This window comes from Sphingobacterium sp. UBA6317, from assembly GCF_002440385.1.
Taxonomy (GTDB): Bacteria; Bacteroidota; Bacteroidia; order Sphingobacteriales; family Sphingobacteriaceae; genus Sphingobacterium; species Sphingobacterium multivorum.
In genome coordinates, this window is sequence record NZ_DJTD01000046.1 from 71,002 (window position 1) to 83,677 (window position 12,676).

Genomic DNA, 12,676 nt, shown 5'->3' on the forward strand with positions numbered 1-12,676 from the left:
CAATTAGGGAACGGCGTTCTTTAAAAAAGTATGGAGGCTTAGCTCAGCTGGTTCAGAGCATCTGCCTTACAAGCAGAGGGTCACAGGTTCGAATCCTGTAGCCTCCACCATACAAAGTCGGAGAATTAGCTCAGCTGGTTCAGAGCATCTGCCTTACAAGCAGAGGGTCACTGGTTCGAATCCAGTATTCTCCACCAATCCAAAACGGAGGCTTAGCTCAGCTGGTTCAGAGCATCTGCCTTACAAGCAGAGGGTCACAGGTTCGAATCCTGTAGCCTCCACAAAAGCATCATCAATTGGTGCTTTTTTTTCGTTAGGGGGTTTAGCTCAGCTGGTTTAGAGCACTACCTCGACAAGGTAGGGGTCACTGGTTCGAACCCAGTAATCCCCACGATAAAAAAAGCGTTCTTCATGAACGCTTTTTTTATGGGCTGAATTCGCTGTAAATTTGAAAGTCCCCGATCCGGTATTCAATCTATCTCGGGAATCTTTCGCATTTATTTTCTAACTATTTCCGTTTCTTCCCTAGTTTAATTCCGTAACCTGTTGTCCATTCAATAAAATCAGCTTTACCGCCATGGGCTTTAATGGAAACACCGGCAAAGAAATCTTTGTAAACTTTATAACGTACTCCTGCTCTTAAATACACGGGCATGCTCTCGCCATTGAATTCGTTGCGATGAAGATAGACTCCTACATTTCCGTTGATATAAAGGCGTGAATTTAACACATGATCAATGTAGAATGCGGGGCCGTAAGAAAATAAGGCGGAGAATTTTCCGGCTTTGTCGCCGGCAACCTTCTCGTCGTTTCCACTGGCTGAATAAAATGCATCAAACCCAGCGCCAAGCCGCCATTTGTAGCCGAAATGCTTGCTGTAGTATGCACCTAGCATAGATTTAAAATATTGGCTATCGTGTTCGCGATCAATCTGTTTGAAGCCAAAGGCATAGTTGAAATGGAGTTCCTCTGTTTTCTCCATTTGTGGAATACTACTTTTTCTATAATCAAAAGGCTTGTTTGTTGGTGTATACGAAACCGATAGGCTCAAGGGGACGAGGTTTATCCCTGTGTTCGGTAATGCCAGGGCGCCATTGCTGAAGTGGTGGAAGGCTGCACCAGCCCCTACCTGAAAGTTTTTATTTAGGCGGTAGTTGACCTGAAGTCCAAGATCAATAAATACATTGTTTTTGCTGCCAATAAGTAGGTTGAACGGATTGTCCTCCTCATTGTAGGGGTTGAATCTCCCGGAAAGACCGAGCGCAATGCGGTAGTTGAAATTCCATCTTGAATTTACTTTTGGCCGAATAGGAATGGCAACAAAGCCATAGGCGGCGAAAGGTCGTCCGAGGTGCTCCTGACCAAAAGTACTGCTGTAGATGCCTATGCCGTATATTGGATAGTTGTATATTTCATTGTAAATACTCTTTAATGAGTCTTGAAACTGGGTCTGAAAACCGACTCTAAAATTTAACCCACTATAGTATGAGTCAGCAAGGGTTTCTTTGGAGCGCTCATTGAATTTGAGTTCGCCCCCGCTTTCATGTTCAAGTTGGAATATAAGTCTCGTCTTAGCTGGGGTACGGCTTTGTAAAGTGTCATTCGGATTTTCTATTCGGGGTGTGACCTGTGCTGTGGCACGAAAGGAGAGCAGTGTCAGGGCCACAAAAGCAAGTATTCTTGATCTCATGAAATAAAACGTTAGCGTTTTTTAAAATTTTTGCAAAAATAAGAATGATATATCATTGTAACAACAGTATTTAAACAGTAGCGAAATCAAGTTATAAAAAATGCCATTTTTCAGCCACACCATGTCGGTTAGTGGTGAGAGAAATTAGGCAGCTTAACTATCAGGCTGTCAAATGGGTAAATAATTATTGTTTATGTCTGTAATTATATTGCATATAAAAAGCAATTTATCTAAGTTTGAGGTGAAAAGAAAAAGGAAATATGATTAAAAACCTATTTAGAATTACTGCTGTTACGTTTGCACTAACAACAGCAGGGTGTGCTTTGTTTGCTCAAAACGCCAAATTTGATTGGAAAGAAGCATCTGAGGGGGGTTACACCTACAAGTACGTCACGAATGACCCTACACATTCACGGTTTTACAAGTTAAAAAATGGCTTAACGGTGATTTTGAGCCCGACCAAAAAAGAACCACGTATCCAAACTTACATTGCGACAAAAGCGGGGAGCAAAACAGACCCGAAAGATCACACCGGTTTGGCCCATTATCTGGAGCATATGCTGTTTAAAGGAACCGATAAATTTGGTTCTAAAGACTGGGCAAAGGAAAAACCTTTGTTAGATCAGATTGATGCGCTCTATGAGAAATACAATGGTACAACAGATGAAACCGAACGGAAAGCAATCTATAAGGAAATCGATAAAGTATCTGGAGAGGCTGCGAAATATGCTATTGCGAATGAGTACGATAAATTGATGGCATCAATGGGGGCGGAAGGTACTAATGCATTCACCTCATTTGAGCAGACAGTCTATCAGGAGCAAATTCCTAGTAATGTAATGGATAAGTATCTCGCTGTACAGGCAGAACGGTTTAGATATCCGGTATTGCGTCTGTTCCATACTGAGCTGGAAGCTGTGTATGAAGAGAAAAATATCAGTCTGGATAAAGATAATCGTAAGGCTGTAGAATCGATGTTTTCAGCTGCTTTTCCTAATAATAATTATGGAAAGCAGACGACAATTGGTACTGTAGAGCACCTTAAAAACCCATCTTTGAAAGCGATTCGTGAATATTTTCACACCTACTATGTCCCTAACAATATGGGGGTTATTATGTCGGGTGATTTTGATCCTACAGAGGTGGTGAAAAAGGTGGATAAGGCCTTTGCTTTTATGCAGGCGAAAGAAATTCCGGCCTACACGTTTGATGCAGAGAAACCAATTTTAACTCCTGTTGTCCGCGAGGTTAAAGGTCCGGATGCTGAATTTATGTTAATGGGATTCCGTTTTCCTGGCGCTGCAACAAAGGATGCCCGTATGCTCAATCTGATGAGTCAGATCTTGACAAATGGTTCTGCCGGTCTGATTGATCTGGATTTGGTGAAGAATCAAAAATTATTAGGTGCAGGTGCTTTTCCGTATGTGTTAAAAGACTATTCTCTGCTTCTGTTGCAGGGTAATCCTGGTCAGGGACAGAGCTTGGAACAGGTGCAACAGCTGCTGTTACAAGAATTGGCAAAATTGAGAAAAGGAGAGTTTTCGGATGAGCTGATCACGGCGATTGTGAACAACGCTAAGAAAGACGAAATCAAGCAAAATGAAAGTTATGGTGATCGTGCTGAATCATTGATGGATGCCTTTACTTCGGGTCAGGATTGGGCGTCTGTCGTGGGCTATTCGGATGAGTTGAATAAAATCACCAAGCAAGATGTGGTTGATTTTGCTAACAAATATTTGAATGACAATAATTATGTTGTTGTTTATAAGCGTAAGGGAGTTGATAATAATGTCGTTAAAGTTGTTAAACCTGAGATTACTCCCGTAACGGTCAATCGTGATGACCAGTCTGATTTCTTGAAGAAAGTAGAAGCATTGCCAGAGGATAAAATTCAGCCGGTATGGGTAGATTATAACAAAGATATTCAGAAGGCTACTGCAAACGGTTTGCCAGTACTTGCTGTAAAGAACTCAGATAATGAACTGTTTTCGCTGTCTTATCGTTTTGATGGTGGAAAATGGAGCAATAAATTGCTTTCATTGGCTGCGGGTTATCTAGAATTTTTAGGTACAAAAGATAAATCCAGTGAGCAGTTTAGCAAGGATTTTTATCAATTGGCGTCTGATTTTTCAGTGTCTGCAGGAAATGAAGAAACTATGGTGTCGATTTCAGGCTTGAATTCAAACTTTATAGCTACACAGAACTTGATTCAGGATTTATTGCGTAATTGTGTTGCTGACCAGGAGGCTTTCAAAATGTATATTGCCCGTCTTAAAAAAGCGAGAGCAAATGCGAAAGAAAACAAGGGAGCGATCATGGAGGGCCTAAAATCTTATGCTAAATACGGCGCTAAAAATCCATTTAATAATGTGTTTACAGACGCGGAATTGGATGCTTTAAAAGCGGAGGATTTGGTGAAGGCATTGCACGATTTGGCTAATATGAAACATACGATGCTTTATTTTGGCCCGTTAACTGCCGCGGAATTTGTAGCGAAAGCGAAGCCTTTGAAACAAGGGGCTGGAGAGTATATTCCGGCGAAAAAGGCGGTCGTGTTCGCAGAATTGCCAACAAGCAAGAACCAGGTCCTTTTTGCTAATTTCGAAATGAAGCAGGCTGAAGTATTTTGGTATAGAAGCTCAGGAGTATACAGTAGTGCCTTGACACCGACTGTTTCTCTGTTTAATAATTACTTTGGTGGCGGCATGGGAAGTATTGTCTTCCAGACTATCCGTGAATCGAAAGCATTGGCTTATTCAACTTATGCCTATTATGGACAGCCTTATAAAAAAGAAAACCATTACACCGTTGGGGCCTATGTTGGGACGCAGGCTGATAAGTTTAACGATGCGATTAAAGGCATGAATGAGCTGCTGGATGTGTTGCCTGAAAGCGCTAAAGGGTTGGATATTGCGAAAGTAAGTCTGGAAAAATCAATTGCCAGTGAACGTGTGTTGAATGCGTCTATATTAGGTAGTTATCTAGCTGCACAACGTTTGGGAAATGCAACTGATATTCGTAAAGTTGTCTATGAGCAAGCGCCAAAATTAACTTATGGTGACCTAAGCACTTTCCATAAGAAAGAGATGAGTCAAAAGCCGTACGTTTATTGTATTGTAGCGAAGGAAGAAAGTCTTAAGCCAGAGGATCTTGCGAAACTGGGCGAGGTTAAAAAGCTGGATCTTAAAGAGATCTTCGGCTATTAGATCCCGGATTGCTTGTCTTAAGAATTAGATTAGCGTATGATACGAAAGAAGCCTCCGGTGTTTGCCGGAGGCTTCTTTCGTATCAGGTTTTGTGATGCCCTTTGTTTTTTATTCTTGTTTCACGCTACGGAATCCTTGTTTCACTGTTCGCGAGTAGGATTAGTTTTAAGGTGAATTCGCTATCATGGCTACTAAAACTAGCGTATTAAAACCGGATAATCTCCTCAATCTGTTCGTTGATAAATTGCAGCGTATCTTCTTTGAATAACTGCCCTTCATCATTCAGTTCGTTCTGAACATTGGGTAGAAAGATCTTAAGGGGAAGCACGTGCATTCTTAAGTAGTGGCATATGCCCGTCAGGTGATCTATGCCGCGGAGGTTGCCATAGCGACCTGAGGATAACCCAACCAATGCAGCTTTCTTGTGATAAAAACTAATCGGAAATGTACAGCAGTCAATGAACAGTTTCAGTGCTCCTGGAATACTTCCATTGTATTCGGGAGCGATGAAAATAAATAGCTCAGCTTTACTGACCATTTCTTGGATGGATTCAAATGCGGTGCTTCTTTTTCCGTAAAGATCTGTTTCTAAAATGTTTGCTGGTAGATCTTCCAACGAAAAGATGTTACTTTCAATTGACTTACGATCAAGTAATTGCTGGTAGCATTTTGCTATTTTTAACGTCTTACTATTGGGACGGTTTGTTCCGGATATTATTAAAATCATTGTGTTGTTGATACTTATAAAAAGCGCATTTTCAAAGTGGATACATATCTTGATTTTTTGTATCTTAGCATCCTGAGGATATGTGCTTTCGATCAATCAAAAGTACGAAATATGCTGAATTAGTTTTGTTAATTTGAATCGCAGATTAAAATTTGGGCAAATTGATCTTCAGAGACGTGAAATGTAGTATAAAATGACATTTTAATTAAGAAAGGTTTTCATTCAAGATGGGAAAAGTAATTGCAATCGCAAATCAAAAGGGTGGGGTCGGAAAAACCACAACGTCAATTAATTTGGCGGCTAGTTTGGCGGTTTTAGAATATAAAACATTGTTGGTCGATGCAGATCCCCAAGCAAACTCTACTTCTGGGATTGGCTTTGACCCTCGTACAATCAGCGCAAGTGTATACGAATGTTTAGTGAATGATTTGGATCCTCGTGAGGCTATTCAATCAACAGAAACGCCAAATTTGGATCTTTTACCGGCTCATATTGATTTGGTTGGGGCAGAAATTGAGATGATCAATATGCACGAAAGGGAGTACAAGATGAAAAAAATCTTGGATCAGGTGAAACAGGATTATGATTTTATTATCATCGATTGTTCACCTTCCTTAGGCTTAATTACAATCAATGCACTATCTGCTTCGGACTCAGTTATCATTCCGGTACAGTGCGAATACTTTGCCCTAGAAGGACTTGGTAAGTTGTTGAACACAATTAAAATCGTTCAAAACCGTTTAAATACAAGTTTGGAGATCGAAGGAATTTTGTTGACCATGTATGATGTTCGTTTAAGATTGTCAAATCAGGTGGTCGAGGAAGTGAAAACACATTTCACAGATTTAGTTTTTGATACGATTATTCAGCGAAATACCCGTTTGAGCGAAGCTCCAAGCTTTGGAATTTCTGTTATCATGCATGATGCGTCCTGCAAAGGGGCAATAAATTATTTGAATTTGGCACGCGAGATTTTACAGAAAAACGGGCATCTTAATGAAATGAATAAAACAGTAACCGCATAATATGGCAGCACATCAGCGTAAAACAGGACTGGGAAGAGGCTTAGGTGCGCTATTAAACGATAGTGTAGAAGTTCCTGCTAAAGGTAATCAGCAAGTGGAAGAAGCTCCTCTAGTTACACCAACTGCAGTAAAAACAACAAAAGAGAATGGCAGTATCAGCCATGTCCGTGTAGAAGAAATATCTGTCAACCCTTTTCAGCCGCGTACAGAATTTGATCCGGTTGCCTTACAGGAGTTATCGGAATCGATTAGTTTACAGGGTTTAATTCAGCCGATTACCGTACGTAAAATTTCGGACGGAAATTATCAGTTGATTTCCGGAGAGCGGCGTCTCCGCGCTTCGCGCTTGGCCGGTATCACCGAAATTCCAGCGTATATCCGTACCGCCAACGACCAGCAGATGCTGGAGATGGCCCTGATTGAGAATATTCAACGGGAGAACTTAAATGCTATTGAAGTAGCCTTAAGCTTTCAGCGTATGATTGAGGAGTGTAATTTAAAACAGGAAGAATTAGGTGAACGTGTTAGTAAAAACCGTTCTACTGTTACAAATTATCTCCGTTTATTAAAACTTCCACCTGTCATTCAAGCGGCAATACGCGATGGAGCCTTGACTATGGGACATGCTCGTGCCCTGATTAATATTCCAGAGGTTGATAAGCAGCTTTATATCTTTAAGTTGATTATTGATCAAGGTTTATCCGTCCGTAAGGCGGAGGAGTTGGTTCGTGAGTTACAAAAAGGCGGTAAGAAAAAAGCTGGAAAAGATAAAGCTCCGATGTCTTTTCAATTGCAGAAAATTGAAGATGATCTGGCGTCGAAATTTTCTTCTCGGGTCAAATTGAATCTGAAGAGCACGAAAGGAAAGGGTGCTATTGAGATACCTTTTGAGTCGGAAGATGATTTAAGTCGCATTCTTGAATTGTTAGATTGGTAATATGGCCAAGTTAATAAGCTTGATATTTGCGGTGTTTGCACTGTCGGTAGTACATGGACAGACTGTGGATACAATTCCTAAGAAACAGTTGGCACCCGTCAAAATAGATAGCATAAAGCAAAAATCGGTACAGGATACCGTAAAGAAGGAATCTCGGAAGGAACGTAAAAAACGGGAGAAGGAGGAGGCGAAGGCGAAAGAGAAGGTTGTGTTTAAAGATTCAACCCGTTTGGCTATCGAAGCAAAAAATAAACAAGCTTGGAAGCGCTCTTTAGTACTTCCAGGCTGGGGACAATATACAAATGGCGGCGTTTGGTGGATAAAAGTACCTGCAATCTATGGTGGCTTAATAACAACCGTACTTGTTTTCGATTTTAATAACCGTTATTATAAGGAATTACTGGGGGTATTACAAGACAAAGCTCTTGGTAAGCCGATTGATCCTTATTACATCGGAATCTCCGACCAATCTATCATCCGGGCAAAAGATAATGCGCGGCGAAATCGAGATCTCATGGTGCTACTTACGTTAGGTGTTTATGGCCTGAATGTCGCAGAAGCTTATATCGACTCGATGCTTAAATATCGCTGGAGTATCGGTGATGATAAACCCAAAAAAACGGCTTTCTTAATAGGACCTACTTTAATGGATGCTAGTCTCGCGTCGGGAACTTATTCGTTTAAACCTACGGTCGGACTTAAATTGACCATGAAATTCAATTAAAATCTCCTGTTTTAAAGGTTATATTTTGATTCCTTTTGTTTATTCATGAGTTTATTTCTTTATTAAGGGATTCATATAGCCCAAGCAAATTTAAGACAATAAGGACTGAACAGTTTTATTTTCATACGGGTTTATGGTTTTAAACATGGGTATTTCATTGAAATTTTTTAATTTTAAAAATAAACTATACTTTTTTCTAAATATATGAACATCATTCTCTTGGGATATGGCAAAATGGGGCAGATTATCGAAAGATACGCGCTGAAAAGAGGCCATCAAATTTTTTTAGTTGTCGATGAACATAATCGTCCTAGCCTGACTGCTGATGATATTAAAGGTGCTGATGTCGCAATAGACTTTAGTGTACCTTCTGCAGCATTGGATAATATGAATCTTTGTCTTGAGGCAGGTGTACCTATTGTCGTCGGAACAACCGGTTGGTATGATCAACTGGAGGATGTTAAGGCGAAGTGTTTGGATGCTGATGGTTCTATTTTGTATGGCTCCAACTTCTCTATCGGAGTGAATGTATTCTTCCATATCAATAGAATGTTGGCGAAGGCATTGCAGCCTTATAAACAATATGATGTTCAGGTAGAGGAAATACACCACATTCACAAATTGGATGCACCAAGTGGTACAGCAATTACGATTGCAGAGGGGATATTGGATAATAGCGATGTGAAAACCAATTGGGTAAATACTGTTGTTGGTGAACAGGATGAGCTTATTCCAAAACCACAGGAACTTTTAATAGAAAGTCATCGAATTGAAGAGGTTCCGGGAACACATACGGTACTTTATAGTTCTGAGGTTGACCAAATAGAATTTAAACATACCGCACATAGCCGTGATGGATTTGCTTTAGGAGCTGTAGTTGCTGCTGAATGGTTGAATGGCAAAAAAGGTTTCTATCAGGTTACTGAAATTTTTGATTTTAATAAATAGTACTAATTAGTAGATTATGGGATTAATTATATTTGCGGTTTTAACAGCAATATCGGGATATGGTTTGTGGCAATTGTTTGTTAAAGCTGGCAGAAATGGCTGGGAAGCGATCGTGCCTTTTTATAGCCAGTATATTCAGGCAAAATTGACGGGAAGACCTACATGGTGGGTAATTTTATTGCTCGTGCCAATTGTCAATGTCTTTGTTTTCTATAATCTTTACCTTGATTTTATCCATTGTTTTGGAAAACGCCGGTTTTGGGAGAATGCTGCTGCTGTTTTAGTGCCTTTTATCGTTCTGCCCATGTGGGCAAAGGACAACAATGTGCGTTTTTTGAATGGTTTATATGCAAAGAATTTAAAGGCAGCTACTCAGGAAGGTATTGAACTGACCGAGGAGAAACGTGCCGAAATTGCACTTGAATCTTACAAAGATTATAAAATTAAATATCCGTACAAGAAATCCATGGTACGTGAATGGGCAGATGCCATTGTATTTGCAACTGTAGCAGCGTCACTTATTCGTGGTTTTCTGATCGAGGCTTATATGATTCCTACAGGATCGATGGAGCGTACCTTGTTGATCGGGGATTTCTTATTTGTAAGCAAGTTAAATTATGGACCACGGGTTCCTAACACACCGATTGCCTTTCCTTTTGCGCATCATACGATGCCCATCACTGGTGGGAAAGCATATTCTGAATTGATTGAACTACCTTATAAGCGTTTGCCAGGATTTCAAAAGATTGAGCGTAATGATGTTGTTGTTTTCAATTTTCCTGCAGGTGACACTGTCGCGCTCGAGAACCAAAATGCAAGTTATTACGATCTTGTTCGGGCTTATGGCTGGCAGACTGTCAATTCCCAATTTACGATCCAGGCAAGACCTATTGATAAAAGGGAGAACTATATTAAACGCTGTGTCGGATTGCCGGGCGATAAAATTTTCATGAAGGATGCTAAACTCTTTGTGAACGATCAACCGGGTTTTGATCCTCCAGAAAGCCAATTGGACTATCTCGTCTTAACGGATGGTACCCCATTAAATATGGATAGATTACGGGAGTTGAGAATAGAAGCGGCTGGTGGAGATCAGCAGCCTGGTGTTTATCAGTTGTTCATGACAAAAGATGAATTAGCTATAGTAAAATCGTGGTCGAATGTCAAAGAAATCAGAAGAAATCCTGGTGGTGAAGGTGCTTATCCGTACGATCCACAATACAAATGGAATTTTGACAATTTTGGGCCGATTTTAATCCCGAAGAAAGGATGGACAGTGGCATTAAATGCACAGACTCTGCCCATTTATGAAAGAGCGATCCGCGTTTACGAAAACAATAAGTTAGAAAAACGTTCGGATGGGATCTATATCAATGATGTGAAAGTAGACCATTATACCTTTAAAATGGATTATTTTTGGATGATGGGTGATAATCGCCATAATTCCTTGGATTCAAGAGGTTGGGGATTTGTTCCCGAAGATCATGTTGTCGGAAAGGCTTTATTTACTTGGATGAGCTGGGATGAGATTGGTACAGGACTTTCGAAAATTCGCTGGAACCGTATCTTTAAAGGAATTCATTAGCAACTGCCATTTGAGCAATAACACCGCTATTTGGGGTGCAATAAAAAAGGGCTTTCGTTGTGAAAGCCCTTTTTTATGAATCTGTGTTTTCTCTCAGCAAGAGAAAACCTTTGTGATCTCGTTTGGAGCTGCTGGTGACAGCGAAATTACGAAGGTTTTAATGAATATTTTTGCAGTTTCTCAACCACAAGGGTGCTGCCTGATGAACGCTATTCCCTGAATGTTGCACTACTTCAAACAAGCGAGGTAACGTTTGATCGTTTCCTCTAACCCTAAGTATAGTGCATCGGATATAAGCGCATGGCCTATGCTTACTTCCAGCAGCTCAGGAATGTGCTGGTTGAAATATTGCAGGTTGTTGAGGTCCAGGTCATGGCCTGCATTTAGACCTAATCCAACTTCACGTGCTTTTAATGCAGCTTTGAAATAGGGTTTTATCGCAAGTTCTTTATCGAAGCCATACTCTGTAGCAAATCCTTCTGTATAGAGCTCAATGCGATCTGTTCCTGTTTCGGCCGCGGCCTCTACCATTTCTTCGACGGGATCAACAAAGATAGAAACACGTATACCTGCATCTTTGAACAATTTACACATATCTTGTAGATAGGCTTTGTTTTTAATGGTATCCCAGCCATGGTTAGAGGTTAATTGTCCTTCGGTATCGGGCACTAAGGTTACCTGTGCTGGTTTATTGGCCAATACAAGGTCAATAAACTTCTGTTCTTGGCAATTCCCTTCAATATTGAGTTCGGTCTGGATTTCTGCTTTTAGATCAAAAACATCCTGATATCGAATATGTCTTTCATCAGGTCGTGGATGCACAGTGATACCTTGAGCGCCAAAACGTTCACAGGCTAGTGCCGCAGATACTAGATTGGGGTTATTGCCACCTCTAGAATTTCTGAGCGTTGCGATTTTATTGATATTTACTGAAAGCCTAGTCATTTTCCTGTATGTTATGATGTAAAAATACAAATAATATCTATTTTTTTTTAACTTGCATATATGGATGGAATCGACTATAGCCTGTTTAGCGGCTTTCGCCTATTGGACGTTATTGATATCATATTGGTAGCGATTATTATCTACTATATCTATAGTTTGATTAGGGGGACCATTGCCGTTAATATCCTGATTGGCGTAGCACTGTTTTATGGCGTTTATATTGTCGTCAAACAGATGCATATGCGCTTGCTGACTGAGATATTTGGCGGTTTTATATCCGTAGGATCAATTGCTTTGATTGTTGTATTCCAGCAGGAAATCAGGCGGTTCTTACTACACGTGGGAAAGAATATATCCATGAAACGAAAAAAAGTTTTTTGGTCGTTTATCGGGAATAAAAAGGCAATACAAAAAGATTTGACGGAGGATCTAAAACCCGTTATTGAAGCCTGTAGAAGCATGTCGCGTACACGGACGGGAGCTCTATTAGTTTTCTCAAAGTATTTTGACGAGGAATATTATCAAAGCAGCGGTGAGTATATTGATGCCCATATCTCCAAGCGCTTGATTGAAAGTATCTTTCATAAAAATAGCCCATTACATGATGGTGCGGTGGTTATTGTTGATTTTAAGATTATGACAGCATCTTGTGTGCTACCATTGTCGGATAGTGAGGATTTACCGCTGCAATTCGGACTACGGCATCGCGCTGCAATTGGAGTGACGGAAATCTCGGATGCGATTGCCGTTATCGTCTCTGAAGAGACTGGTGAGATATCTTTTGCGAAGGATGGAAACGTCAATATGAACGTTTCACCAGAAGAACTTGAGCAATTGCTAAAAGACGAGTTATAAAATAAAAAGCTGAGCTATAAAAAAGGCTTTAAAT

The 12,676-nt window shown here is 40.3% G+C and carries 10 protein-coding genes and 4 tRNA genes; 11 read left to right on the forward strand and 3 right to left on the reverse strand.

Features of this window, described 5'->3' with window-relative positions:
• The first annotated feature begins 32 nt into the window (after positions 1-32).
• The 4 genes from B3E92_RS15315 (at position 33) to B3E92_RS15330 (ending at position 391) form a co-directional block, all read left to right on the forward strand.
• Positions 33-110, forward strand: a tRNA-Val gene (locus tag B3E92_RS15315).
• A gap of 9 nt (positions 111-119) precedes the next feature.
• Positions 120-197 (forward strand) — tRNA-Val (locus B3E92_RS15320).
• Positions 198-206: 9 nt separating this feature from the next.
• Positions 207-281: transfer RNA gene (locus B3E92_RS15325), tRNA-Val, on the forward strand.
• A gap of 35 nt (positions 282-316) precedes the next feature.
• Positions 317-391 (forward strand) — tRNA-Val (locus B3E92_RS15330).
• Between the two features lie 117 nt (positions 392-508).
• Here the strand turns inward: B3E92_RS15330 and B3E92_RS15335 are convergent.
• Positions 509-1,690, reverse strand: a complete 1,182-nt coding sequence (locus B3E92_RS15335; protein ID WP_083295768.1) for an acyloxyacyl hydrolase — start codon at positions 1,688-1,690, stop codon at positions 509-511.
• Positions 1,691-1,950: 260 nt separating this feature from the next.
• Here B3E92_RS15335 and B3E92_RS15340 point away from each other — a divergent pair, with 260 nt between their 5' ends.
• The gene (locus B3E92_RS15340) at positions 1,951-4,896 is read left to right on the forward strand and encodes a M16 family metallopeptidase (protein ID WP_112375042.1); all 2,946 of its coding nucleotides are present in this window, start codon (positions 1,951-1,953) and stop codon (positions 4,894-4,896) included.
• Positions 4,897-5,101: 205 nt separating this feature from the next.
• On the opposite strand, the gene B3E92_RS15345 is transcribed toward B3E92_RS15340, so the two are convergent.
• Positions 5,102-5,623: an NADPH-dependent FMN reductase gene (locus B3E92_RS15345; protein ID WP_159333449.1), complete on the reverse strand. Its 522-nt coding sequence runs from the start codon at positions 5,621-5,623 to the stop codon at positions 5,102-5,104.
• Positions 5,624-5,850: 227 nt separating this feature from the next.
• Between B3E92_RS15345 and B3E92_RS15350 the strand changes: the two genes are divergently transcribed.
• The 5 genes from B3E92_RS15350 (at position 5,851) to lepB (ending at position 10,842) form a co-directional block, all read left to right on the forward strand.
• Positions 5,851-6,648 (forward strand): ParA family protein, encoded by a 798-nt coding sequence (locus B3E92_RS15350; protein ID WP_070561294.1) that lies wholly within the window; start codon positions 5,851-5,853, stop codon positions 6,646-6,648.
• 1 nt (position 6,649) lies between these two features.
• On the forward strand, positions 6,650-7,585 hold the full coding sequence (locus B3E92_RS15355) for a ParB/RepB/Spo0J family partition protein (RefSeq protein WP_159333448.1): 936 nt from the start codon (positions 6,650-6,652) through the stop codon (positions 7,583-7,585).
• A 1-nt stretch (position 7,586) separates the two neighbouring features.
• Positions 7,587-8,309 carry a DUF5683 domain-containing protein gene (locus B3E92_RS15360; protein ID WP_201640035.1) on the forward strand — a complete coding sequence of 241 codons (723 nt, stop codon included), beginning with the start codon at positions 7,587-7,589 and terminating at the stop codon, positions 8,307-8,309.
• Positions 8,310-8,513: 204 nt separating this feature from the next.
• Positions 8,514-9,257 (forward strand): 4-hydroxy-tetrahydrodipicolinate reductase, encoded by a 744-nt coding sequence (gene dapB / locus B3E92_RS15365; RefSeq protein WP_286897483.1) that lies wholly within the window; start codon positions 8,514-8,516, stop codon positions 9,255-9,257.
• Between the two features lie 16 nt (positions 9,258-9,273).
• Positions 9,274-10,842, forward strand: a complete 1,569-nt coding sequence (gene lepB / locus B3E92_RS15370) for a signal peptidase I (RefSeq protein WP_112375039.1) — start codon at positions 9,274-9,276, stop codon at positions 10,840-10,842.
• Between the two features lie 228 nt (positions 10,843-11,070).
• Here lepB and B3E92_RS15375 read toward each other — a convergent pair whose 3' ends face one another.
• Entirely contained in the window at positions 11,071-11,787 is a 717-nt protein-coding gene (locus B3E92_RS15375) for a pyridoxine 5'-phosphate synthase (RefSeq protein ID WP_046672649.1), read from the reverse strand.
• Positions 11,788-11,847: 60 nt separating this feature from the next.
• On the opposite strand from B3E92_RS15375, the gene cdaA reads away from it, so the two are divergent.
• The gene (cdaA, locus tag B3E92_RS15380) at positions 11,848-12,642 is read left to right on the forward strand and encodes a diadenylate cyclase CdaA (RefSeq protein WP_046672648.1); all 795 of its coding nucleotides are present in this window, start codon (positions 11,848-11,850) and stop codon (positions 12,640-12,642) included.
• The last annotated feature ends 34 nt before the right edge of the window (positions 12,643-12,676 follow it).

What these genes read in the sequence shown, in the direction of transcription:
- B3E92_RS15335 (WP_083295768.1), bottom strand. Translation starts at nt 1,690, where the DNA reads ATGAGATCAAGAATACTTGCTTTTGTGGCCCTGACACTGCTCTCCTTT.
- B3E92_RS15375 (WP_046672649.1), bottom strand. Translation starts at nt 11,787, where the DNA reads ATGACTAGGCTTTCAGTAAATATCAATAAAATCGCAACGCTCAGAAAT.
- B3E92_RS15360 (WP_201640035.1), top strand. Translation starts at nt 7,587, where the DNA reads ATGGCCAAGTTAATAAGCTTGATATTTGCGGTGTTTGCACTGTCGGTA.
- cdaA (WP_046672648.1), top strand. Translation starts at nt 11,848, where the DNA reads ATGGATGGAATCGACTATAGCCTGTTTAGCGGCTTTCGCCTATTGGAC.
- lepB (WP_112375039.1), top strand. Translation starts at nt 9,274, where the DNA reads ATGGGATTAATTATATTTGCGGTTTTAACAGCAATATCGGGATATGGT.
- B3E92_RS15350 (WP_070561294.1), top strand. Translation starts at nt 5,851, where the DNA reads ATGGGAAAAGTAATTGCAATCGCAAATCAAAAGGGTGGGGTCGGAAAA.
- B3E92_RS15355 (WP_159333448.1), top strand. Translation starts at nt 6,650, where the DNA reads ATGGCAGCACATCAGCGTAAAACAGGACTGGGAAGAGGCTTAGGTGCG.
- B3E92_RS15340 (WP_112375042.1), top strand. Translation starts at nt 1,951, where the DNA reads ATGATTAAAAACCTATTTAGAATTACTGCTGTTACGTTTGCACTAACA.
- B3E92_RS15345 (WP_159333449.1), bottom strand. Translation starts at nt 5,623, where the DNA reads ATGATTTTAATAATATCCGGAACAAACCGTCCCAATAGTAAGACGTTA.
- dapB (WP_286897483.1), top strand. Translation starts at nt 8,514, where the DNA reads ATGAACATCATTCTCTTGGGATATGGCAAAATGGGGCAGATTATCGAA.